Below are 24,173 nucleotides of genomic sequence, written 5' to 3' on the forward strand. Positions count from 1 at the left end.
GTTAAGATATACTCAATGCTGCGATTCACTGTTCCTTTGTTCAATTGTTTCAAACAGATGAAATGACACAGTGGTTGCAGAGCCAATTAATAGTGTGGAGATACAAGTTTGATAAATGTTTTCCTTGTAGATGATCACGAGCTGGTTCGCACAGGGATACGACGTATTATTGAAGACGTCCGTGGAATGAACGTAGCAGGGGAAGCTGAAAGCGGTGAAGATGCTGCAAAATGGTGTCGTACTAACAATACTGACGTTATTTTGATGGATATGAATATGCCTGGTATTGGTGGCTTAGAAGCAACCAAGAAAATCTTGCGTTTCAACCCTGATGTTAAAATCATCGTTTTAACTGTTCATACGGAAAATCCGTTTCCAACTAAAGTGATGCAAGCTGGAGCTGCTGGTTACCTTACTAAAGGGGCAGGTCCGGATGAAATGGTAAATGCAATTCGAGTGGTTAATAGTGGCCAACGATACATTTCGCCAGAAATTGCGCAGCAGATGGCTTTGAGCCAATTCTCGCCTGCGTCTGAAAATCCATTCGCAGACTTATCTGAACGTGAACTTCAAATCATGATGATGATTACCAAAGGTCAGAAAGTGACGGATATTTCAGAACAACTCAATCTAAGTCCTAAAACAGTCAACAGTTACCGCTACCGCTTGTTCAGTAAGCTGGATATCAGTGGCGATGTAGAGCTGACGCATTTAGCGATTAGACATGGAATGTTAGACACTGAGACCCTTTAACACTGAGATCGTATAGTGACCAACTTGTTTGACTCAGTCTCATTCCTCAAGACAGTAACAGAGCAGCCCGGCGTTTATCGAATGTATAACGCCGAGGCTGTTGTTATTTACGTCGGTAAAGCTAAGAACCTCAAAAAACGCCTTTCCAGTTATTTCCGTAAAAAAGTCGACAGTGAAAAAACACGCGCTTTAGTCAGCAATATTGACAAGATCGATGTCACTGTAACGCACACGGAAACAGAAGCGCTCATCCTTGAGCATAACTACATCAAGCAGTACTTGCCTAAATACAACGTACTTTTGCGTGATGATAAGTCGTACCCTTATATTTTTATTAGCGGTCACAAGCATCCTCGTTTGTCGATGCATCGTGGTGCTAAAAAGAAAAAGGGCGAATACTTTGGTCCTTACCCTGATTCCGGCGCTGTGCGTGAGACGTTGCACCTAATACAAAAAATCTTTCCTGCTCGCCAGTGTGAAGATACGGTTTATGCCAACAGAACGCGCCCGTGTTTGATGTATCAGATTGGCCGTTGTGCTGCGCCATGTGTCAGCTCAATCATCTCTGATGAAGAGTACAGTGAACTTATCGACTACGTTCGTCTGTTCTTGCAAGGGAAGGACAGGTTAGTCCTTGAGACGCTCATCGAAAAGATGGACACAGCAAGCCGAGAGCTTCGCTTTGAGCAAGCTGCCGCGTTCCGTGACCAAATCCAAGCGATTCGACGCGTGCAAGAACAACAATATGTATCCGACGATTCAATGGAAGATATGGACGTGTTGGGCTTTGCTCAAGAGAATGGCGTAGCGTGTATTCATATCTTGATGATTCGCCAAGGCAAGGTTTTAGGCAGTAGAAGCCATTTCCCGAAAATTCCCAACAATACGGTGCGAGAAGAGGTTTTTTCGAGCTTTTTAAGCCAATACTATCTTGCGCATAATGAAGCGAGAACCATCCCAACTCGTTTGATTCTCAATGCCGATTTGATGGAAGATATCACACCGATTCAAGAAGCCTTGTGTGAAGTGGCGGGTCGTAAGATTCACTTCAATACCTACCCTTCAGGTACTCGAGGTCGTTACCTTAAACTCTCGAATACCAATGCATTGACGGCTATTACCACCAAAATTAATCACAAGATGACCATCAACCAGCGCTTTAAAGAGCTTCAAGAAGTGTTGTCGATGGATGTGATTAAACGGATGGAATGTTTTGATATCAGTCATACCATGGGTGAAAGTACGATAGCGTCTTGTGTGGTGTTCAATCAGGAAGGCCCTGTTAAGCCGGAATACCGCCGTTACAACATCACTGGCATTACCGGTGGTGATGATTACGCGGCCATGGCTCAGGCGCTTGAGAGGCGTTACTCGAAGCAACTTGATGTCGATAAGATCCCAGACATCATTTTTATCGACGGTGGTAAAGGTCAGTTCAACCGCGCTCATGAGATCATTTCTCAATATTGGGGTGATTGGCCATTTCGACCAAGAATGATGGGTATAGCCAAAGGGGTTACGCGTAAACCGGGTTTAGAAACCTTGGTGACTCTTGAAGGCGAAGAGTTCAATTTACCCAGTGATGCGCCAGCGCTACACCTTATCCAACATATTCGTGACGAAAGCCATAATCATGCTATTGCCGGGCACAGAGCAAAACGTGGTAAAACGCGTAGAACCAGTGCACTTGAAGGAATTGAAGGGGTAGGGCCTAAGCGTCGTCAATCTTTGTTGAAATATATGGGTGGCTTACAAGAACTTAAGCGTGCAACTGTCGAAGAAATAGCCAAAGTGCCGGGCATTAGTCATTCTTTGGCAGAAAACATTTATCAAGCATTGAAACAATAGTAAAAATCCCGCACCATTAAAGCGCAATTGATAAGAGCCTAATAATATGCGTTTGAATATACCTAACATTTTGTCCTTACTGAGACTATTTTTAATCCCAGTATTCGTTGTTGTTTTTTACCTACCTTATGAATGGGCTCCTTTTGCTGCTGCAATGGTGTTTTGGGTAGCGGGTTTTACTGACTGGCTAGATGGCATGCTGGCTCGTAAACTAGGACAAACGTCTCGCTTTGGTGCCTTTATTGACCCAGTGGCGGATAAAGTGCTCGTTGCTACTGCTCTTATCTTAGTTACCGAGCATTATCACTCGATCTGGGTGACTATTCCTGCTGTGACCATGATTGGTCGTGAAATTATCATCTCGGCGCTTCGTGAATGGATGGCTGAAATCGGCAAACGTGCAAGCGTTGCGGTATCTTGGGTTGGTAAAGTAAAAACCGTTTCTCAGATGTTCGCTCTTTGGATACTTATCTGGCGATACGACGACTGGATGGTTTGGGTGGGTTACATTGCACTCTATGTTGCAACCGTTCTTACTTACTGGTCAATGGCGCAATACTTGATGGCCGCCAAAGATGATTTGTTAGACGAAAAACACCATTGATGAAGAAGCGAGCTGAGGCTCGCTTTTTTGATCTTTAACCTAAGGTTAAATTATCAATAGTGGATATCTAATGTGATATAGATCTCCTTTGAATAGCCTGTCCACAAAGTGCTTTGCACACAAAGTCAGCTATTTAGCCTGTTTCGTATAAAATCTATTCAAACGAATTAAAAATACAAAAATAATATTGACTCAAACGCTCGAATCCGTAGAATGCATCCCGTACCCAAGAGGATGGCAATAAGCGATTCGATTGGAGTTACTAAGGCGCCTTGGCAGAGTGGCTATGCAGCGGATTGCAAATCCGTGGACCTCGGTTCGACTCCGGGAGGCGCCTCCATTATCTCTTTCGTAGAGTAATGAATATGCGATACTAGCTCAGTTGGTAGAGCGCAACCTTGCCAAGGTTGAGGTCATCGGTTCGAACCCGATGTATCGCTCCAAAATTTGTAATGTTGATTGGCGTCAGCATTAAGATGGTGTTTTACTTTTCAGTAATCGGCATCGCAATAAAGAATTGCGTGCCCTGGTGGTGGAATTGGTAGACACAAGGGATTTAAAATCCCTCGGCGTTCGCGCTGTGCCGGTTCAAGTCCGGCCCGGGGCACCATCTATTAAAGTCTACGTCTTAACAGATGTAGCAAATGCGATACTAGCTCAGTTGGTAGAGCGCAACCTTGCCAAGGTTGAGGTCATCGGTTCGAACCCGATGTATCGCTCCAAATTAAAAAGCCCGAACAGAAATGTTCGGGCTTTTTGGTTTCTGCTGTTCTGATTTTTATGCGTTATTCCTCTTTCTGTTTGAACACACCCAAACTTCCTTTTCTATCTCAAAATGTTGCTATCAAGTTCGTTTACATTACTTAGCTTTTAAAAGCGAGATTCCCTATGAACTGGTTCTTTGTACTAAGAAGTGACGAAAGGATGCAGGATCTCAAAGCCTCACTAACAACGTTTATATACCCATGTCGTCATCCTCGGGCGCGAGGAACGAGCGAACCGGGGATCTCTTTCCTAAACGATAGTGTTGACGATATTTGCAGCTCTTGCTTAATCGTTACTCTTATTTCTTAAGTCATTATTAAAAACTATTGATCGTTCATTTCACTTTATGTTATTTTTCGTGCAATCTCGGAATGAACAATGCTCAAAAAGAGCAGCGATTGCTTCTGGGGGATACGCGTAGTGACCATTCTTGCTGATTGGGACATTACGTAGGGTAGGTATCGGCTAATTCTTTAGCTGATAGACGGGATACTTATGGCGCAGTTCGTCATGTTAATGGGAAACCCAACATTGAACACACTAATAACAACATTGCTAATCAGCTCTGCATTTCCAAAGGGACCAGCTCCTCATAGCTGCCCGATCCTGCAAAAATGTCCAATTCTTCAAAACAGTAGCATTACTGAACCTTGAGCTCACGCTAACTAATTTTTTTGCTGTCCTAAGACGGCCTAATTTCGTATTCGTCATTTGACTTATGCGAGCGTACAGCTATATCTCATTTCTAGACAATACGCGTGTTTCACTATGAATTCTCTCTAAATCAATAGAGGGACGGTGTGCAATTGCGTCTGATGGAGGTGAGTATGAACACATTCAAGGGGACTTTTATGACTACCGCCTTTGAAGTCGATATTAATACTATCGCAAATTCATTTTCAACGATGGTTCCTATCGTAGAGGGAACTTATGACCTAACACCCGACGCTATTTTGCTTGAGCAAGAACAGCATGAATCGGATGTTCGTTCATACCCAAGACGCCTACCGATTGCTATTAAACGAGCATGTGGTGTTTTAGTTGAAGATACTCGTGGCCAACTCTTTCTCGATTGCTTGGCCGGTGCAGGTACACTTTCTCTGGGTTACAACCACCCTGAGATTAACCAAGCACTTAAAGACCAACTCGATTCAGGTTTGCCATACCAGACCCTTGATATTACGACTCAAGCAAAAGAGACGTTTATCAAGCGAGTTAAAGCTTTTCTCCCTCAAGACTTTTCAACGAACTCGGTTCTTCAATTCTGTGGCCCGTCTGGCGCTGATGCTGTGGAAGCCGCGATCAAGCTAGCTAAGCAAACTACAGGTCGCAACATCATGTTTGCTTTTCGTGGTGCTTACCACGGCATGACTAACGGCACCATGGGCATGATGGGCAACCTTGGCACTAAAGAACGTCGTAGTGGCTTAATGTCTGACGTACATTTCATGCCTTTCCCATACAACCTTCGTTGCCCGTTTGGCATTGGTGGTGAGGCGGGTGCTAACGCGAGCATTCGTTATATCGAGCGTATGTTGAATGACGACGAATCTGGCATCATGAAACCTGCCGCGATGATCGTTGAGCCTGTACAAGGTGAGGGCGGTGTGATTCCAGCTCCAGCGTCTTGGCTACAAGGTCTACGTCGCATCTGTGATGAGCACGGCATCCTACTGATTTTTGATGAAATTCAGTGTGGTGTGGGTAAAACCGGCCACCGCTTTGCGTTTGAAGAATCTGGTGTTAATCCTGATATCTTGTGTTTGTCTAAAGCGATTGGTGGCGGACTGCCTATGTCGCTGCTTGTATTCGATAAGAGCATCGATACTTGGAAAGCGGGTGAGCACACTGGCACATTCCGTGGTAATCAGTTGGCAATGGTATCTGGCGCTAAGGCGTTGGAAATCATCGAACGTGATGGTTTGGTTGAGCACGCGAACATCGCCGGCCAATACTTACGTCACGGGCTCGAGAAAATTCAAGCACGCGTGAACTGTATTGCTGAAGTTCGTGGTAAAGGCCTGATGCTTGGCGCTGAGATCAAGCAACCAAACGGTGAGCTCAACAAATTTGGAGAGCCGCAATCCGACGGCGAACTGACGTTAGCGATTCAACGAGCAGCATTAGAGCGCGGCTTGATGGTTGAAAAGGGTGGTCGTGATGGCTCGGTCATTCGTTTCCTTCCGCCAATGATTATCTCTTTCGAGCAGATCGACTTTGCACTGCGCGTCATGGAAGAAGCGATCATCGTAGCGGGTGGTGGTTTACAACAAGACCCAGCTTCAAGCGAACAAACTAACCAAGAATGGAACAAGCATTTCATTCAGACAGGTTTAGGCGGTAGCGACGAATTTGCTAGCGTGATGAACCAAACCACTCAAGCAATGAAAGCCGTTTTTGAACAGGTTGAAACCCCTTATTCGGGTTTAGATCCAAAAGTGCTAGAAGCCGCTATCAATGCTGTTGACCTCGATAACAATCAACACACTTTGGTTGATGTTGTAGATAGCACGGCAGACCTTGTCGCTGCAAACTCCATCTTCGTGCAACACCCAGATTGCATTGCACACCTTCACACTCCACCTCTTATGGCTTCGGTAGCTGCGGAATCGATTATCGCAGCGTTGAATCAATCAATGGATTCATGGGACCAAGCATCTGCAGCGACTTATGTTGAACAACGAGTGGTTGATTGGATGTGTGAGAAATACCAACTTGGCGCACAAGCTGACGGTGTTTTCACGAGCGGTGGCACGCAAAGTAACCTAATGGGCTTATTGCTTGCGAGAGACTGGGTTGCAGATAAGCACAATGGCCACTCAATCCAAAAGCTTGGCTTACCAGAATACGCAAGCAAGCTTCGTATTTTATGTTCAAAGAAATCTCACTTCACGGTTCAAAAGTCAGCTTCTCTACTAGGGTTAGGCGAAACAGCAGTGTGCTGCGTTGATACCAATGCAAATGGCACCATAAAGCCAGATTTGCTAGACGCAGAAGTGAAAGCACTTAAAGCTCAAGGTCTGATTCCTTTTGCTGTGGTTGGTACGGCGGGCACAACCGATCACGGTGCTATTGATGATCTTGAAGCGATTGCTGACATCGCCAACCAACAAGATCTTTGGTTCCATGTCGACAGTGCTTACGGTGGCGCGCTTATCTTAAGTAGCCACAAAGCTCGTTTAAAAGGTATCGAAAAAGCGGACTCAGTGAGTGTCGACTTCCACAAGTTGTTCTTCCAAACCATCAGCTGTGGCGCTGTGCTGCTGAAAGACAAAGCGAACTTTAAGTACCTACTGCATCACGCAGACTATTTGAATCGCGAACACGATGAGCTACCGAACTTAGTCGATAAGTCTATCGCGACCACCAAGCGTTTCGATGCGTTGAAAGTCTTCATGACGATGCAAAGTGTCGGTCCAAAGCAACTGGGCAATATGTACGACCACCTTCTTGAGCAAGCGCTAGAAGTGGCAGGCCTGATTCAAAACCAAGCGGACTTAGAGCTACTCGCGGAGCCTTCACTATCAACAGTGCTGTTCCGATCTAAGCCGTCAGCAAACGGTGAGCTAGATTTAGACAAACTGAATCAGACGTTAAGACTGGAGGCGCTGACTCGTGGCGTTGCAGTACTTGGCGAAACGGTCGTTGATGGTAAAAGCGCGTTGAAATTCACCATCTTGAATCCGTGCTTAACGACATCAGATTTCAAATCTCTAATTAACAAAATTCAAACTCTAGCCATTGAGCTAGCAGAACAACAAGGGTAATTAAAACTATGGCTATTCTACAAATTGGTGCAGGCGGCGTTGGTTGGGTTGTTGCACACAAAGCAGCACAAAATAACGAAGTACTGGGTGATATCACAATCGCTTCGCGCACAATCGCGAAATGTGAAAAAATCATCGAATCGATCAAAGGTAAAAACAACCTTAAAGATTCAACTAAGAAACTAGAAGCACGTTCAGTAGACGCTGACGATGTTGATGCGCTTGTTGCTTTGATTAAAGAAGTTAAGCCGGATCTAGTGATCAACGCTGGTCCTCCTTGGGTAAACATGGCGATCATGGAAGCGTGTTACCAATCTAAAGTATCTTACTTAGATACATCGGTAGCGGTTGACCTATGTTCTGAAGGTCAACAAGTACCACAAGCTTACGATTGGCAGTGGGGCTACCGTGAGAAGTTCGCTGAAGCGGGCATCACAGGTATTCTTGGCGCTGGTTTCGATCCAGGTGTGGTATCAATCTTTGCTGCGTACGCGGTTAAGCACTTGTTCGATGAGATTGACTCAATTGATGTAATGGACGTGAATGCTGGCGACCACGGCAAGAAGTTTGCGACGAACTTTGACCCAGAAACCAACATGCTTGAGATTCAAGGCGATTCTTTCTACTGGGAAAATGAAGAGTGGAAACAAGTACCTTGTCACTCTCGTATGCTTGAGTTTGAATTCCCTAACTGCGGCTCTCACAAAGTGTACTCAATGGCACACGATGAAGTGCGTTCAATGAAAGAGTTCATCCCAGCTAAGCGTATCGAATTCTGGATGGGCTTTGGTGATGCATACCTGAACTACTTCAACTGCATGCGTGACATCGGTCTTCTTAGCCCTGATCCACTAACGCTACATGACGGCACTGTGGTTCAGCCTCTACATGTTCTTAAAGCACTACTACCAGATCCAACATCTCTGGCTCCGGGTTACACTGGTTTAACGTGTATCGGTACTTGGGTTCAAGGTAAGAAAGACGGTAAAGAGCGCAGCGTATTCATCTACAATAACGCAGACCACGAAGTGGCTTACGAAGACGTAGAACACCAAGCAATCTCTTACACTACGGGTGTACCTGCGATTACTGCTGCACTTCAGTTCTTCCGTGGCGAATGGGCTGATAAAGGCGTGTTCAACATGGAACAGCTAAACCCAGACCCGTTCCTAGCAACCATGCCGGAAATCGGTCTAGATTGGCATGTTCAAGAACTTGATGCAGGCCAAGGTCTTCCTGTGATTCAAGAGCTGAAAAAATAAGAACTGATTTCTTGTTTTGATTGCTAATTAAAGGGGACATGGATTGTTCCCTTTTCGATGATGATAGCCTTGAAGCTTTGGTATCATTTATTTTGATTTTGTAACTCACTGCGCTCGGACAGGACAAAATCAAAATAAATCACACCAAAATTGTTAATTTACCTTTCCATCTATAGATACTGCTTGAGTGTTTACAAAAATGACGTTTAAGAAAGAAGAACTAAAAACCCCATATTTCATGATCAACGAAGACAAGTTGATTGCGAATCTAGAGAAAGCCAAGCAACTGAAAGAGATTTCAGGTGTGAAATTGGTATTGGCACTGAAGTGTTTTTCGACATGGGGTGTGTTTGACATCATCAAACCTTACCTCGATGGCACGACAAGCTCTGGTCCATACGAAGTGAAGCTTGGCCACGAAACCTTCGGTGGTGAGACGCACGCTTACAGTGTGGGTTACAGCGAAGATGACGTGAAAGAAATTGCTGACATCTGCGACAAGATGATCTTCAACTCACAAAGCCAACTTGCCGCTTACCGTCATATTGTTGAAGGTAAGGCTTCGCTGGGTTTACGTTTAAATCCAGGTGTGAGCTACGCAGGGCAAGATCTGGCAAACCCAGCACGTCAATTCTCGCGTTTGGGCGTACAAGCTGATCACATCAAGCCAGAGATCTTCGATGAGATTAATGGTGTGATGTTCCACATGAACTGTGAGAACAAAGACGTCGATGCATTTATCGGTTTGCTTGATTCAATCTCAGAGCAGTTTGGTGAGCACCTAGATAAGTTGGACTGGGTGAGCATGGGCGGTGGTGTGTTCTTCACATGGCCGGGTTATGACATCGAGAAACTGGGTCTTGCGCTAAAAGCCTTCTCTGAAAAGCACGGCGTGCAGATGTACCTTGAGCCGGGTGAAGCGATCATCACTAAAACAACCGACCTAGTTGTGACCGTGGTTGATATTGTTGAGAACGTGAAGAAAACAGCAATTGTCGATTCAGCAACCGAAGCACACCGTTTAGACACGCTTATCTACAATGAGCCAGCATCGGTATTGGAAGCTTCTGAAAATGGCGAACATGATTATGTGATTGGTTCGTGTTCATGTCTGGCGGGCGACCAGTTTTGCGAAGCGAGTTTTGATGAGCCGTTGAAGATTGGTCAAAAGCTTCATTTGTTGGACAGTGCAGGTTACACCATGGTGAAGCTGAACTGGTTTAATGGTTTGAAGATGCCATCAATTTACTGCGAGCGCAGTAATGGCGACATTCAAAAGCTGAATGAATTCGGCTATCAAGACTTTAAACGCTCATTGTCACAATGGTCGGTTAAGTAACTGAATTGTATCTTCATATAAATAAAAAGAGCAGCGATTGAGCTGCTCTTTTTTATTTCCAGTTTCGAACAAAACTAGTTAAATGGTTTAACTAATCTAATAAGAGGGGAAGGAAAGTTACTTGGAACGGTAATCGTTTCCAGAGCGTCTTCGAAATCAATGATCAAACCATCATAGGCACTATTAATTTTGTGTGCGTCTGGCGTGTTCGTCCAGTAAGGTTCATTGGTTGTTGTTGGGAAATAGGTCAGGTTAATTGCAGGTTTAGTACAGCGATACTCTACGATTGAACTCAGCTCTTTAATATTTGGCAAGCGAAAGCCCGTTTGACTCGCAATGGTAGTTAGGCTTGTATCTTTAGTTGCATTGAGTGCATCTTGCCAGTTTTTGTATTTCAGCGCTGTTCCTTCACATTTATCTTGTGCCGAATTGTAGCTTTCACCTACGTTACATTTAGACCAAAGTAAATTAGTGGTAACGTCCAGTAATGTACCATCTTTACGGTCAATAAACTGCCCGTCTTTGATCGATGCTGGCTGCGTCGTTACACATGTTTGTGCGAATACGTTACCGCATAGTAAGGCGGTCAGTGCTCCTAAGCATATATGGAATTTCATTAATCTAAACCTCCGCTTACAGCGACAATACCTGCTGAGCCAAAAATGTTTTTGTTACAAAGCTTGAGCTCTCCTGTAGCCGTATCAACGCATCGCACGCTACCATTTTGTTTTACTGAGCTTGTTTTTGTAAAAATCTTGCTCCCTAAGTGAGGGAAGAAGTTCACGCTAGTTGATGGCTTGTTACCCACATTAAAGCTTATAAATGAGCGTGCCTCAGCAGGAGAAGGCAGACGCCAATCGGTAATACCACAGATGGCATAACTGTTTAGGGCATTAATATAGCTACTGGTATTGCAATAGCGGTTACCTGACTTGTCATCAGGGTAAGCGCATTTAGAAGATATTGGTCCTTCGTTATAGAGTAGGTCGTTAGGCGCACCGGCATAACCGCCATTGGTGGTCGCATCGGAGTCATACCAAGTGTAGGTGTATGAAGCACTTCGCCAAGAGCTTGATTCATCTACCCAAGGGTAAGGGTTGCGTTCGCATCTAGCTTGTGTTTTTTCACCCAATCTTCGATGACACCTGTCGAAGGCAGTGCTTTAGCTGGTTGTTTATTCTCGATGTATAGCCCAGTGCGTCCATCTTTTACACAACGCCAACTCGACGCTGATGAGCTGACAGGGTTAGAATTCGCATCGATCTTGGTGTAGCGGAAGCCATATTCCCCATCAGCGTGTTCAATTCCATCTGTTTTATCTAAACCAAAATCGGCATCTTGATTAGGGTGCGAGGCTGGTGGAGTGACACTGTCGTAGTCTGTACCATCGAAATAGGTCACATAACCCGTATCGTTGAAGCTTTTTTGGCCGGGAATATAGAACGAAAGAGAATTGTTCTTAGCATCGATAGCCGCGTTTCCTGCACTAGCTATGGTATAGATGACGGATTCTCCGCCTTCATTGAAACTGTCGGTAATCGCAGAAAATTTGATGTTTGTTGATAGTGTTTCTGCGGGTATCTTGATACTTGAACCAGCGATATCAACACTGAAGTCTTTAGCGGTGGCGATGCCCGTTTGAGCGAGTGTCAGCGTAACCTCTTTAGAGGTGTAGTGGCTTAAAGTCGCTTGCTGAACAACGCTGTCACCCTCAACAACGGTACTTAAGTCTTTGCTAAACCGGACTGTTGGCTGAGCGTCAATATCATTAATGGTTACTTCGGTTTGCTTGTTGGTCAGAGTGTAATTTGCACTGTTATCCACACCAATGGTGTAGTGAAAGGTCTTGTTCCCTTCGTAAAGATTATTATGGGTAAGATTCAAAGGAAGAGCTGCACTAGTTGCACCCGCCGAAACCTTGACGTTTTGGCTAGAGATAGCATCGTAGCTTTTAAACATACCAGTAGAGCGTGTTGTGATATCGCTGGTGACGATAGTGAGAGTGAGCTCTTGGCTTAAGGCTTTGGAAAAAGAAACTGTAATTGACTCTGTCTTCGACCCTGATTGTGGTTCAGAAAATGAAACACTTTTCGGGATGCTAACGTTAATTTGTGATGATGACGAAGTAGACGTTGTTTTACCATTATTCTCATGACCGCTTTTACAGCCACTGAATAGTGTTATGAGAAGGATTACTGAGATGGTATTGAGCTGCCAACTCGACGTGTTTCTTTCCATGTTTGAACCTAAACCATTAAATTGTATAAGATAATCTATGGTAACAAAAATATTATACGACTGCCTGAATTCATATGGTTAAGTTATGTATTTCGAATGTTTCCATATGGGTTTTTGTAGGTTATGTAAGAGGAGGGGGCTGTCTGGAGGGGAGCCTCCCAATGATGAATTTATCATCAGGAGGCTAGCTTGTTAGCTTTCAATCATCACTCGAGTATCTTCACTGAGCGTTTCTAATTCATTCACTACGTCATCAATCAAAACTTCGATTGGTAGCTTAACGGCAATCTTGGAAGTAAATAAGCTTGAGCTAACACCACCGCCGCCAGCGATGAAGACTCGGTGGCAATCCATATCAAGAATGCTGATCCCTTGTCTGTCTAGTACATGTGTCACTTCGTTGACGATGCCAGCTCGGTCGTTAGAGTCGAGTCGTAAATGATGTATTGTGTCTTGTGCGTTGTGAGTGTGGTCTGAATCAACAAACTGCACGATCAAGTCAGCATTGGCACTGAAAGCATCCTTAACAATTGATTCGTTGATGGCAGGAAGTTGAATCTTTAATACGCCTGCAACTTGATCTTCAATAAAGTTAACTTTACTGATGAGCCATTTTCCGTCGTTTTCGTGAGTAACCGCAGCAAGTTGCTTGATTGTTGCTGGTGATGCTTGTCCGATAAAGTTTACGATAAATGTACTGTTCATATCAGCCCCCAAAGTCTCAATTGTTCGTTGCTAATTAAATGTTTGATATCACGCGATAAAGTTCTTTAATTTCAGTGTAGAAGGTTACATCGAACAATGTTTGACCTGTGTCAATTTTTGAAACTAAGCTGTGATGCAAAAAAAGAGAATGAAGAGTAGGGCACAAAAAAAGCGGCTAGAGAGCCGCTTTTAGAAGAGTTGTCGCATTTATTTGAAATGCAGTAACTTAGAGTTCAGAGACTGGAAGCCGATTTAAAACGTTACTTTAAAGTTCATACCAACAAACTGAGAGTCATATGTTGCCCCTGCATCGTAGGCGAATCGGGCTGCGTCTTTGTTATCCCACCAAGGGTTAGTATTCAGATTAACTTCTGCGTCACCACCCCATGCATCACTTACCCAGTAGTGGATATGGCCAACAGGGTTGAGGAAGAATAATGAAACATCACCCATGGTTTGAGAGCCCATCACTTCGCCACCTGAAGCAACAATGTCTTGCTCTGCTTCTAGCATCATTTCACCGACAACAGCCCCAAAGAATGGTGTAATAAATATATCTTGCCATGACGGTACTTCAGCAAACGCTTCTACGCCGTATTCCCAGAAAAATGTCGACATTGTCCAAGAGTATAAGAAAGACTCAAACTCGTCATAACCAGCATGTCGAGCTGCGGTGTAGTAAACACCACCGAAATACGGATGCATTACGTAGTTTAGGAAGTGTTCATCACGGTCCCATACTGGGCCTTCAGAAACGTTATCTTTCCATTTTTTACCTAGTGCACTGATATCACGCTGGTCATCATCCCACTTAGTGATGCTTTCAGGTAAAAGCGTCATGAGGCCAACGGTTGCGACACTTAAACCAAGAATGGTATAAGTTTGGCCCATGAGGTAATCCCAATCTTTGCCATCGCTAACGGTAAGGTAGAGTGGTTGTTTTTCGATCGTTAAATCATATTGGTCGCTTGTTTCGCTTAGCGCATAATTGTTACTAGGCTTATAGGTGTACAAGCTTTCATTAACACAGTAATCTTGAGCGCATTCATCCGAATAAGAAAGGTTGATTGGTTGGTCGAAGTCGTATTGGCTTGCAACCGAGTTAACTGACATTAGCATTGTAAATGCAGCAGTAACCTTCGTTAGTAACGGTGATTTGGCCACAAGGGTCTCCATGAGAAGTTAATAATTGATCCGAGTCACAATTATCTATTAAATGCTTAGTTTAGGGAACTAATAATTTATTGCTTTTCCTAAGAAAACCTTAGATTAAGCATTAGTAATATTTGTGAAAAGGTGAATGACTCAAACTCAACCTTAGACTAGTTTGTAAATAATGCCGTGTCTTTTAATGGCCACAAGGGATATAAATATGACGAAAATCGCAATGTTAAGCACTGGTGAAGAAGTTCTTCATGGGGACATTGTCGACACAAACGCAGCTTGGATGTCTGCTGAGTTTTATCAGCACGGCTTTGCTTTGGCAAAGCGTTCAACTGTGGGCGACCAAATGAACGCTCTGATTGAAGAACTGCTGATGCTGAGCTTCAACTATGATGTGGTTATCGTCAATGGTGGTTTGGGGCCGACAACTGATGATATGAGTGCGGCCGCTGCGGCTGCGGCCTCAGATCAAAAGCTTGTCATGTTCCCTGAGTGGCTGACTCGTATGGAAGAGATGTTCTCTGGACGTGGCATGCCGATGCCTGACAGTAACCTTAAGCAAGCTTTATTGCCCGCGAGTTCAGAGATTGTTGATAATCCTGTGGGTACGGCTTGCGGCTTCAAGCTGAAAATCAATGATGCTACTTTCTATTTCACTCCTGGTGTACCGAGTGAATTCAAACGTATGGTTACGTTTGAGATTCTTCCTGACTTGTCGCGTACCTACCCTCAAGTGGTTGCCTCTGAATGCAGTCGATTGTTTACGTTTGGTTTGTCTGAATCGGGTATCTCGGATGTGTTAGACCAGCTTAAGCTTCCAGCAGGCTATGAACTTGGCTACCGCTCTTATCTGCCTTTTATTGAGGTCAAACTGTTTGGTCCTAAGGCAGACTTAGAAACTCGCGTTAAGCTTCTGCAAATGGTTTACAAGCTCCTAGAGAGTAATGTCGTGAGCGTTGATGAGCCAATGATTGACCATATTGGACACATCATGGCGGAAAAAAAGAAGACGTTATCTGTATCTGAAGTGTCGACCAAAGGAGCCCTATCAGCGTGGCTGCAATTGAATGAGCAGGTTGAAGACTGCTTTGGGCATTCATGGGTCATGGCTGAGCCAAAAGAGAGCGAACTTGAAAAGAGTGATCCATTAGCCGCAACTTTTGCACTGGCTGGCGCTACAAGAGAGAAGTGCGGTACAGAATTGGCTTTGGTGACTGGTAAATTAGAAGGCAACACATTTAGCGTCGCATTGTCGACTGAAGCAGGAGAGTGGGGACAGGTGCTTGAGTTTTATCGTCAGTACTCACGCGAAGACCAACGCAACGTGATTAAGACCGTTGCCGCCGATATGCTGAGAAGGCATCTAGACAACAAACCGATGTTTGGTACTTACTCTTCGGTTAAGCGATTGAAAGACATGTTTATTCCTAAAGCGGTACTATAAACCAAGTTAACGCTATAAAGTCCAAGTTAAAGCTATAAAGCTATATATGTAATAAATCATATACATCAACAAAGCCGAGTTGGTGCAATAAGCGAGTTGTCTGATTGAGCCAACATGAAAAACAAAAAGGGCCTGATAATGAAGATTATCGGGCCCTTAAATTTTTAAGCTTTTCTGTTAACGATTCAACATTGTACTAATCGCGCTAAGTAGCTAAGTATAAGATCTAAGTACAAGTATTAAGCACTTTTTTGCTTATTTCTGTGAATAACGTTACTCAGCGATAGTTCTGTTTTTGCTTTACAGATACAAGGTAATATTTCATTACCTTGCGTGTAAGCCATAGCAAAACCAACGTACTCAACTTCACCGGAATCCAACGTACAGCGGCAAGCGCCACAGTGGCCATCTCGGCAGTTGTATTCTGGCTCTAACCCTGCTTGTTCCATTGTTTCCAATAGAGTATTTGAAGGGTTAGATTCAATAGAAGTCAGCTTGTTGATTTTGATTGTTGGCATTACAGCTCAAACCCTTCAAAGTCGTCAGCTTTTACTTCGTTGTCGATTTGGCCAACTAGGTAAGAACTGATTTCAGCTTCTTGTGGAGCAACTTGAACGTTATCTGAAGACAACCAAGCGTTGATCCATGGAATTGGGTTCGACGTTGCTTCTGGGTAAGCGGTACCTAGACCAACAGCCTGCATACGGATGTTAGTAATGTACTCAACGTATTGGCAAAGAATGTCTTTGTTTAGACCAATCATAGAGCCATCTTTGAATAGGTATTCTGCCCACTCTTTCTCTTGCTCTGCTGCTTCTTTGAATAGGTCGAAACATTCTTGCTTACACTCTTCAGCGATCTGCATGAATTCGAAGTCATCTTGGCCATTACGCAGCAAGTTGATCAGGTGCTGTGTACCAGTAAGGTGAAGTGCTTCATCACGAGCGATTAGCTTGATGATCTTCGCGTTACCTTCCATTAGCTCACGTTCAGCGAATGCGAATGAACATGCAAAACTCACGTAGAAACGAATCGCTTCCAGTGCGTTTACAGACATTAGACATACGTAAAGCTTCTTCTTCAGGTCGTGAAGTGAAATTTTAACGTCTTCGCCGTTGATGTTGTGGTTGCCTTCACCGTAGCGGTGGTAGTCAGCCGTCAGCTTGATCAAATCGTCGTAGTAAAATGCGATGTCTTTAGCACGCTTCAGGATCTCTTCGTTTTCAACGATGTCGTCGAATACTACGCCTGGATCATTTACGATGTTACGGATGATGTGCGTGTAAGAACGAGAGTGAATCGTTTCAGAGAATGACCATGTCTCAATCCAAGTTTCAACTTCTGGTAGTGATACCAATGGAAGTAGGGCAACGTTAGGGCTGCGGCCTTGGATAGAATCTAGAAGCGTTTGGTACTTCAAGTTAGAGATGAAGATGTGCTTTTCATGCTCAGGAAGCTTGTTGTAGTCGATACGGTCACTAGACACGTCGACCTCTTCTGGGCGCCAGAAGAAAGAAAGCTGCTTTTCGATAAGCTTTTCGAAGATTTCAAATTTTTGTTGGTCGTAACGTGCAACGTTTACCGACTGACCCAAGAACATTGGTTCTTTTAGTTGGTCATTTTTTTGTTGAGAAAAAGTACTGTAAGCCATAAATGCCTCAAATCCTTTAAAGACCCGCAATAAAACGGACCCTGTTAATGCTTTAAACCCAGAGAAGATAACTCTTCTCTGGGGTCTTAATGTTTATTGCGGTTTAGATCTTACAACCGCCGCCTTCACAATCTTCTTCCGGCACTTGAACTGCATCGCCTTGGTCGTCTTTAGCACCATCACGCGTGTTATGGTAGTAAAGCGTTTTAACACCATACTTGTATGCAGTTAGTAGGTCTTTAAGCAGCTGCTTCATTGGAACCTTACCGCTGTCGTAAACACTTGGATCATAGTTAGTGTTTGCAGAGATAGCTTGGTCAACGAATTTTTGCATGATACCCACTAAGTGTAGGTAACCGTCGTTATTGCCAATGTTCCAAAGTAGCTCGTAGTTGTTTTTAAGATTTAAGAAATCAGGAACAACTTGCTTCAGGATACCGTCTTTCGACGCTTTCACTGATACATAACCACGTGGTGGCTCGATACCGTTAGTCGCGTTCGAGATTTGAGACGAAGTCTCAGAAGGCATAAGCGCTGTTAGCGTAGAGTTACGCAGACCGTGCTCCATGATCTCTTCACGTAGCGTGTCCCAATCGTAGTGCAGAGGCTCTTCACAGACTAAGTCGATATCTTTTTTATAAGTATCGATTGGCAGTAGGCCTTTCGCGTAGTTGGTCTCGTGGAAAGATGGGCAACGGCCTTGTTCTTTCGCTAGTTCAACAGACGCTTTTAGTAAGTGGTATTGAATTGCTTCAAAAGTACGGTGAGTCAGGCCATTTGCGCTGCCGTCAGAGTACTTAACACCATTCTTCGCCAGGTAGTATGCATAGTTGATGACACCCACACCTAAAGTACGACGATTCATTGTCGATTTGTATGCTGCTGGAAGCGGGTAGTCTTGGTAATCAAGCAGTGCATCAAGTGCACGAACAACCAACTCAGAAAGCTCTGCTAAGTCGTCGAGTTCATTGATTGCGCCAAGGTTGAACGCTGAAAGCGTACACAGTGCAATCTCACCTTCGTCATCTTCCACGTTAGAAAGTGGCTTAGTTGGTAGCGCGATTTCTAGACATAGGTTCGATTGACGAACAGGTGCTACTTCAGAATCAAACGGGCTGTGTGTATTACAGTGGTCAACGTTCTGAATGTAGATACGACCAGTAGAAGCACGCTCTTGCATTAGTAGAGAGAACAGTTCAACCGCTTTCACAGTTTCACGTTTCACTGAAGGATCGTTTTCGTACTTAACGTACAGCTCTTCAAAACGCTCTTGGTTTTCGAAGAACGCATCGTAAAGTCCAGGTACATCTGAAGGGGAGAACAGGCTGATGTTGCCACCTTGAACAAGACGAGAATACATAAGCTTATTAAGCTGTACGCCGTAGTCCATGTGACGAACACGGTTCTCTTCAACACCACGGTTGTTTTTCAGTACTAATAGAGACTGAACTTCACCGTGCCATAGTGGGTAGAACACGGTTGCTGCACCGCCACGAACACCACCTTGAGAACAACATTTTACTGCTGTTTGGAAGTATTTGTAGAAAGGGATACAGCCAGTGTGGAACGCTTCACCACCACGAATTTCAGAACCAAGCGCACGGATACGACCTGCGTTGATACCAATACCAGCACGTTGAGATACGTAACGAACAATAGAGCTTGCTGTTGCGTTGATAGAATCAAGGCTGTCACCACACTCGATCAGTACGCAAGAACTGAATTGACGAGTAGGCGTACGTACACCAGACATAATTGGTGTAGGTAGAGAAATCTTAAACGTAGATGAGGCGTCGTAAAAACGTTTGATGTAATCCAGACGAGTTGATTTCGGGTATTTACCGAATAAACAAGCAGCAACTAGGATGTAAAGGAACTGAGCACTCTCGTAAATTTCTTTTGTTACACGGTTTTGCACGAAGTATTTACCTTCAAGCTGCTTGACCGCTGCATAAGAGAAGTCTAAGTCACGCTTGTGGTCGATGTACGCGTCAAGCTCGTCAAACTCAGCTTTCGTGTAGTCTTCCATTAGGTGGCTATCGTATTTACCCATATCAACCAGTTTTGCAACGTGGTCATATAGAGCCGGTGGCTCGTACTCGCCGTACGCTTTTTTACGTAGGTGGAATACTGACAGACGTGCTGCTAGATATTGGTAATCAGGAGTCTCTTCAGAGATTAAATCCGCTGCTGACTTAATGATTGTCTCATGGATGTCAGTGGTGGTGATGCCATCGTAAAACTGAATGTGAGCTTTCAATTCTACTTGTGATACAGAAACATTGTGCAAGCCTTCAGCTGCCCAAGTGATCACTCGATGGATTTTCTCTAAATCGATTGTTTCTTTGCGCCCGTTACGTTTGGTAACAGTAAGTTGTTGGTTCATTCTGCTTAATTTCCCTAACAAAACTGAACAAAGCCGTGTTTTTGTGTATTTCTGTGTAATTTTTGTAAATTACGTTTCGGCTTTGTGATCTTGGTCTACCCATACATTGTAGTTCAAACACAACATATAGGGGTCATTTGTTTGTTGGGTTACAAGATAGTGCTACAGCTTATATTTTTCAAGGTAAAGAAATGGGAGTGCTTGTGGATAAGTGGTGGATTGAAAAAAAACTGTAAGTGACCACTAACTGACGAGGTTCGATGTGACTTGATTGTATAAAAATAGCCTTTTAAGGTTGCTTTATTTTTGCGCACACATAAAAAAAAATCCCTTGATCTTTGAGCAAAATGGGCAATGGATTTTGGATGATTAAAATTAAATCTAGGTGGTCAAAATGGAAGCGAGCGCACGAAATTTAGACTGAAAAAAGTCGTAAAGTTATGTTAATTACAACTCTTTTCAATCGTCTTTTTCTAAAAGATTTTAAGCTGGGGATATTAATAGTTATTGGGTGAGATTTTGCGTGTGGACTATGTAGTTAACATCTACATTCGCGCCCAAACGATAAGTGTCCGTTAACGGGTTGTAGTGCAGTCCTGTAATCCCCAATTCTTGCAGCGGAGTGTTGTCTATCATCTTGATAAGTTCCGCTGGGCGAATGAACTTTTCGTGGTCGTGAGTACCTTCTGGGACAATCTTAAGTAGCTTTTCTGCACCTACTATAGCGAATAGGTAAGACTTAAAGTTACGGTTCAATGTCGAGAAGAACACATGGCCGCCCGGTTTAACCAACTTTGAACAAGCCGAGATAACCGACTGTGGGTCTGGTACGTGCTCTAGCATTTCCATGCAGGTCACCACATCGTAAGTTTGTGGGTTTTGCTCAGCATGATCTTCAATGGTGCTTTGAATGTAATCAAGCTTGGTGCCGGTTTCTAATGCATGCAGACGAGCGACTTCTAGCGGTTCTTTACCCATATCTAAACCAGTGACTAGCGCACCTTCAACGGCCATGCTCTCAGCCAAAATACCGCCACCGCAGCCAACATCGAGAACTTTCTTGCCAAATAGGCCTTCGGTTTTCTCTAGAACGTAATTTAGGCGCAGTGGGTTGATTTGATGTAGTGGCTTAAACTCGCCTTCTAGATCCCACCAGCGCGACGCCATGTCTTCGAATTTTTTGATTTCTGCTGGGTCTACGTTTTGTGATTTAGTCATAATCGGCATTTCCAAGTTAAATAATGCATCCATGAAATTGCAGGCATTATAACTTGCCTTTTCCTGCTGACCAGAAGATCTACAATTTTGCTAGTTTATTGAGTGTAAAGTGACCATGTTTCAGCAAGATATGACGCTGAGGTGCAATTTCTCATCAATAGATTGGCTACAAGGGTCACAAGATGGTAAAAGGAGAGGGAAAGTGATGCCTCCGTAGGTAAATTTGTGTTATATTTTTCGGTCTTATACGTATTCAAAAATACGATCTGACTATAGAGGGAAAATGGCTCTATGAGCGATCTAGCGAAAGAGATCACGCCCGTAAATATTGAAGATGAGCTTAGAGGTTCATACCTAGACTACGCGATGTCCGTCATCGTTGGTCGTGCCCTTCCAGATGTGCGTGATGGCCTAAAACCAGTACACCGCCGCGTTTTGTTCGCGATGAATGTATTAGGTAATGATTGGAACAAAGCATATAAAAAGTCTGCTCGTGTAGTAGGCGATGTAATCGGTAAATATCACCCACACGGTGATAGTGCGGTATACGAGTCAATTGTTCGTATGGCTCAGCCGTTTTCACTACGCTATATGTTAGTCGATGGCCAAGGTAACTTTGGTTCGGTTGACGGCGATTCAGCTGCGGCAATGCGTTATACCGAAGTTCGTATGTCAAAAATAGCTGGTGAGCTATTAACGGATCTTGATAAAGATACGGTTGACTTCGTTCCTAACTATGATGGAACCGAGCAAATACCAGCAGTTTTACCAACAAAAATACCAAACCTATTGGTTAACGGTGCTTCTGGTATCGCAGTAGGTATGGCTACCAACATCCCGCCACATAACCTTGGCGAAGTTGTTGATGGCTGTTTAGCATTTATCAATAATGAAGACATCACTATTGATGAGCTAATGGACTACATCCCGGGTCCAGACTTCCCGACAGCAGCATTAATCAGTGGCCGTAAGGGCATTGTCGATGCATATAAGACTGGCCGTGGCAAAGTTTACATGCGCTCGCGCGCGAACATTGAAATGGAAAAGAACGGTAAAGAAACAATTATCGTTACTGAAATTCCATATCAAGTGAACAAAGCTCGTCTGATCGAGAAGATTGCAGAACTTGTAAAAGACAAGAAAGTTGAAGGCATCAGTGCACTGCGTGACGAATCTGATAAAGATGGTATGCGTATTGTTATTGAATGTAAGCGTGACGCTGTCGGTGAAGTTGTACTAAACAACCTTTACTCACAAACTCAACTGCAAACAACTTTCGGCATCAACATGGTTGCTCTGAACAACGGCCAACCACAACTTTTCAACATTAAAGATATGTTGAAGTGTTTTGTTGATCACCGTCGTGAAGTTGTGACACGTCGTACTATCTTCGAATTGAAGAAAGCGCGCGACCGTGCACATATCTTGGAAGCTCTATCTTTAGCGCTTGCAAACATTGATGAAATCATTGAACTGATCAAGAACGCACCAACACCAGCAGAAGCTAAAGTTGGTCTAGTATCTCGTGGTTGGGATCTTGGTAACGTTGCATCAATGCTTGAACGTGCTGGTACTGATGCAGCTCGTCCAGATTGGCTTGAAGACCAATACGGTATCCGTGATGGTCAATACTTCCTAACGGAAACTCAAGCGCAAGCTATTCTAGAACTTCGTCTTCACCGCTTAACTGGCCTTGAGCACGAGAAGATTCTAGACGAATACAAAGCACTTCTAGAAGAGATCGCTGAGCTAATGCATATCCTTGCAAGCACTGAGCGTTTGATGGAAGTGATCCGTGAAGAACTTGAAGCGGTACGTGATATCTATGGCGACGAACGTCGTACAGAAATCACAGCAGCGGTTCATGACATCGACATGGAAGAGCTAATTGCTCAAGAAGACGTGGTAGTAACGCTTTCTAACGCAGGTTACGTTAAGTACCAAATCCTAAGCGACTACGAAGCTCAGCGTCGTGGTGGTAAAGGTAAGAGTGCAACTAAGATGAAAGATGAGGATTACATTGAGCGTCTGCTTGTTGCTAATACTCACGATAACATCTTATGTTTCTCTACTCGTGGTAAAACGTACCGCTTGAAAGTTTACCAACTGCCTCAAGCAAGCCGCACGGCTCGTGGTAAGCCTATCGTTAACATTCTTCCTCTAGAAGAAGGTGAGCGTATTACGGCTATCCTGCCTGTTTCTGAGTTCTCTAACGAGAAATTCATCTTCATGGCAACAGGCGACGGTACCGTTAAGAAGACATCACTGGATCAATTCGCAAACGTACGTGCTAACGGCCTAATCGCAGTTAACTTACGTGACGATGATTCACTGATTGGCGTTGATATTACTGACGGTAATAGCGACATCATGCTGTTCTCGAAGTCGGGCAAAGTTGTTCGCTTTAACGAGGACAAAGTACGTCCAATGGGTCGTACTGCCTCTGGTGTTCGTGGTATGAAGCTTCCAGAAGACGATCAAGTGGTTTCACTGATTGTTCCTTCAAACGAAGGCGATATCCTAACTGTGACTCAAAACGGTTACGGTAAGCGTACTGAGCTGGCTGAATACCCAACGAAAGGCCGTGCAACGCAAGGTGTAGTATCTATCAAAGTCTCTGATCGTAATGGCCCAGTAGTTGGTGCTGTTCAGGTTGAAGAAGGCGATGAAATGATGATGATCACCGACGCAGGTACACTAGTACGTACTCGCGTAGCGGAAGTAAGCCAAGTTGGTCGTAACACTCAAGGTGTAACACTGATTCGTACTGCTGAAGACGAGAATGTTGTAGGTCTACAACGTATCGACGAAGTAGAAGAAGCTGAGATTGTTGAAGGCGAAGAAACTGAAGAAGCAAATGCTGACGCAGTAAACGCTGAAACGGCTGTTGTTTCTGAATCAAGTGAAGAGCAAGCATCTGATGCTTCTGACTCTGAAAGTGATAGCGAGCAAGACACTGAGTAATCTCGATTACGTTAAGTAATTAAGCTTACCAATGAAAAAACCGAGCCTAAGTGCTCGGTTTTTTA

17 protein-coding genes and 4 tRNA genes are annotated in these 24,173 nt (G+C 44.0%); 12 read left to right on the forward strand and 9 right to left on the reverse strand.

Going from position 1 to position 24,173, the window contains the following annotated elements; all coding sequences use genetic code 11:
• The first annotated feature begins 108 nt into the window (after positions 1-108).
• From uvrY to nspC, 10 genes are all read left to right on the forward strand, one after another.
• A complete protein-coding gene (gene uvrY, locus ACED28_RS01905; RefSeq protein ID WP_004729778.1) occupies positions 109-753 on the forward strand; it encodes a UvrY/SirA/GacA family response regulator transcription factor in 645 nt (214 codons plus the stop codon).
• A 15-nt stretch (positions 754-768) separates the two neighbouring features.
• Positions 769-2,601, forward strand: a complete 1,833-nt coding sequence (gene uvrC / locus ACED28_RS01910; protein ID WP_371709160.1) for an excinuclease ABC subunit UvrC — start codon at positions 769-771, stop codon at positions 2,599-2,601.
• A 46-nt stretch (positions 2,602-2,647) separates the two neighbouring features.
• On the forward strand, positions 2,648-3,205 hold the full coding sequence (pgsA, locus tag ACED28_RS01915; protein WP_371709161.1) for a CDP-diacylglycerol--glycerol-3-phosphate 3-phosphatidyltransferase: 558 nt from the start codon (positions 2,648-2,650) through the stop codon (positions 3,203-3,205).
• Between the two features lie 266 nt (positions 3,206-3,471).
• Positions 3,472-3,545 (forward strand) — tRNA-Cys (locus ACED28_RS01920).
• A gap of 27 nt (positions 3,546-3,572) precedes the next feature.
• A tRNA-Gly gene (locus ACED28_RS01925) sits at positions 3,573-3,648 on the forward strand.
• An 80-nt stretch (positions 3,649-3,728) separates the two neighbouring features.
• Positions 3,729-3,815: transfer RNA gene (locus ACED28_RS01930), tRNA-Leu, on the forward strand.
• A gap of 36 nt (positions 3,816-3,851) precedes the next feature.
• Positions 3,852-3,927: transfer RNA gene (locus ACED28_RS01935), tRNA-Gly, on the forward strand.
• An 870-nt stretch (positions 3,928-4,797) separates the two neighbouring features.
• Positions 4,798-7,737, forward strand: coding sequence for a pyridoxal phosphate-dependent class III aminotransferase (locus ACED28_RS01940; RefSeq protein ID WP_371709162.1), 2,940 nt, complete (start codon positions 4,798-4,800; stop codon positions 7,735-7,737).
• An 8-nt stretch (positions 7,738-7,745) separates the two neighbouring features.
• Positions 7,746-8,999 (forward strand): carboxynorspermidine synthase, encoded by a 1,254-nt coding sequence (locus tag ACED28_RS01945; protein WP_009848867.1) that lies wholly within the window; start codon positions 7,746-7,748, stop codon positions 8,997-8,999.
• Positions 9,000-9,198: 199 nt separating this feature from the next.
• Complete coding sequence (nspC, locus tag ACED28_RS01950; protein ID WP_371709163.1) at positions 9,199-10,338, forward strand: carboxynorspermidine decarboxylase; 1,140 nt, start codon at positions 9,199-9,201, stop codon at positions 10,336-10,338.
• A gap of 74 nt (positions 10,339-10,412) precedes the next feature.
• Here the strand turns inward: nspC and ACED28_RS01955 are convergent, their stop codons facing one another.
• The 5 genes from ACED28_RS01955 to ACED28_RS01975 form a co-directional block, all read right to left on the reverse strand.
• The gene (locus ACED28_RS01955) at positions 10,413-10,955 is read right to left on the reverse strand and encodes a DUF1566 domain-containing protein (RefSeq protein ID WP_371709164.1); all 543 of its coding nucleotides are present in this window, start codon (positions 10,953-10,955) and stop codon (positions 10,413-10,415) included.
• Positions 10,955-11,470: a DUF1566 domain-containing protein gene (locus ACED28_RS01960; protein ID WP_371709165.1), complete on the reverse strand. Its 516-nt coding sequence runs from the start codon at positions 11,468-11,470 to the stop codon at positions 10,955-10,957. Before ACED28_RS01960 ends, ACED28_RS01955 begins: the two co-directional genes overlap by 1 nt.
• The gene (locus ACED28_RS01965; RefSeq protein WP_371709166.1) at positions 11,419-12,576 is read right to left on the reverse strand and encodes a DUF1566 domain-containing protein; all 1,158 of its coding nucleotides are present in this window, start codon (positions 12,574-12,576) and stop codon (positions 11,419-11,421) included. The genes ACED28_RS01960 and ACED28_RS01965 overlap by 52 nt, the downstream gene beginning before the upstream one ends.
• Positions 12,577-12,768: 192 nt before the next feature.
• Entirely contained in the window at positions 12,769-13,281 is a 513-nt protein-coding gene (locus tag ACED28_RS01970) for a glycine cleavage system protein R (protein WP_009848853.1), read from the reverse strand.
• 252 nt (positions 13,282-13,533) lie between these two features.
• Positions 13,534-14,445 (reverse strand): DUF3943 domain-containing protein, encoded by a 912-nt coding sequence (locus ACED28_RS01975; protein WP_009848852.1) that lies wholly within the window; start codon positions 14,443-14,445, stop codon positions 13,534-13,536.
• A gap of 208 nt (positions 14,446-14,653) precedes the next feature.
• Here ACED28_RS01975 and ACED28_RS01980 point away from each other — a divergent pair, with 208 nt between their 5' ends.
• Positions 14,654-15,889 (forward strand): CinA family nicotinamide mononucleotide deamidase-related protein, encoded by a 1,236-nt coding sequence (locus ACED28_RS01980; RefSeq protein WP_102250188.1) that lies wholly within the window; start codon positions 14,654-14,656, stop codon positions 15,887-15,889.
• Positions 15,890-16,128: 239 nt separating this feature from the next.
• Here ACED28_RS01980 and yfaE read toward each other — a convergent pair whose 3' ends face one another.
• From yfaE to ubiG, 4 genes are all read right to left on the reverse strand, one after another.
• Positions 16,129-16,407, reverse strand: coding sequence for a class I ribonucleotide reductase maintenance protein YfaE (gene yfaE, locus ACED28_RS01985; protein WP_009848850.1), 279 nt, complete (start codon positions 16,405-16,407; stop codon positions 16,129-16,131).
• Positions 16,407-17,540 (reverse strand): class Ia ribonucleoside-diphosphate reductase subunit beta, encoded by a 1,134-nt coding sequence (gene nrdB / locus ACED28_RS01990; RefSeq protein WP_371709167.1) that lies wholly within the window; start codon positions 17,538-17,540, stop codon positions 16,407-16,409. Before nrdB ends, yfaE begins: the two co-directional genes overlap by 1 nt.
• A gap of 103 nt (positions 17,541-17,643) precedes the next feature.
• Entirely contained in the window at positions 17,644-19,926 is a 2,283-nt protein-coding gene (gene nrdA / locus ACED28_RS01995) for a class 1a ribonucleoside-diphosphate reductase subunit alpha (RefSeq protein WP_009848849.1), read from the reverse strand.
• Between the two features lie 504 nt (positions 19,927-20,430).
• Positions 20,431-21,177: a bifunctional 2-polyprenyl-6-hydroxyphenol methylase/3-demethylubiquinol 3-O-methyltransferase UbiG gene (gene ubiG / locus ACED28_RS02000; protein ID WP_371709168.1), complete on the reverse strand. Its 747-nt coding sequence runs from the start codon at positions 21,175-21,177 to the stop codon at positions 20,431-20,433.
• 258 nt (positions 21,178-21,435) lie between these two features.
• On the opposite strand from ubiG, the gene gyrA reads away from it, so the two are divergent.
• Positions 21,436-24,108, forward strand: coding sequence for a DNA topoisomerase (ATP-hydrolyzing) subunit A (gene gyrA / locus ACED28_RS02005; protein WP_017106649.1), 2,673 nt, complete (start codon positions 21,436-21,438; stop codon positions 24,106-24,108).
• Positions 24,109-24,173 lie beyond the last annotated feature (65 nt).

This window comes from Vibrio sp. 1F253 (assembly GCF_041439295.1).
Classification (GTDB): Bacteria; Pseudomonadota; Gammaproteobacteria; order Enterobacterales; family Vibrionaceae; genus Vibrio; species Vibrio tasmaniensis_A.

Coding starts and splice junctions, on each gene's coding strand:
- pgsA (WP_371709161.1), top strand. CDS start 2,648: ATGCGTTTGAATATACCTAACATTTTGTCCTTACTGAGACTATTTTTA.
- ACED28_RS01940 (WP_371709162.1), top strand. CDS start 4,798: ATGAACACATTCAAGGGGACTTTTATGACTACCGCCTTTGAAGTCGAT.
- ACED28_RS01945 (WP_009848867.1), top strand. CDS start 7,746: ATGGCTATTCTACAAATTGGTGCAGGCGGCGTTGGTTGGGTTGTTGCA.
- nspC (WP_371709163.1), top strand. CDS start 9,199: ATGACGTTTAAGAAAGAAGAACTAAAAACCCCATATTTCATGATCAAC.
- ACED28_RS01955 (WP_371709164.1), bottom strand. CDS start 10,955: ATGAAATTCCATATATGCTTAGGAGCACTGACCGCCTTACTATGCGGT.
- ACED28_RS01965 (WP_371709166.1), bottom strand. CDS start 12,576: ATGGAAAGAAACACGTCGAGTTGGCAGCTCAATACCATCTCAGTAATC.
- ACED28_RS01970 (WP_009848853.1), bottom strand. CDS start 13,281: ATGAACAGTACATTTATCGTAAACTTTATCGGACAAGCATCACCAGCA.
- ACED28_RS01980 (WP_102250188.1), top strand. CDS start 14,654: ATGACGAAAATCGCAATGTTAAGCACTGGTGAAGAAGTTCTTCATGGG.
- yfaE (WP_009848850.1), bottom strand. CDS start 16,407: ATGCCAACAATCAAAATCAACAAGCTGACTTCTATTGAATCTAACCCT.
- nrdB (WP_371709167.1), bottom strand. CDS start 17,540: ATGGCTTACAGTACTTTTTCTCAACAAAAAAATGACCAACTAAAAGAA.
- nrdA (WP_009848849.1), bottom strand. CDS start 19,926: ATGAACCAACAACTTACTGTTACCAAACGTAACGGGCGCAAAGAAACA.
- ubiG (WP_371709168.1), bottom strand. CDS start 21,177: ATGGATGCATTATTTAACTTGGAAATGCCGATTATGACTAAATCACAA.
- gyrA (WP_017106649.1), top strand. CDS start 21,436: ATGAGCGATCTAGCGAAAGAGATCACGCCCGTAAATATTGAAGATGAG.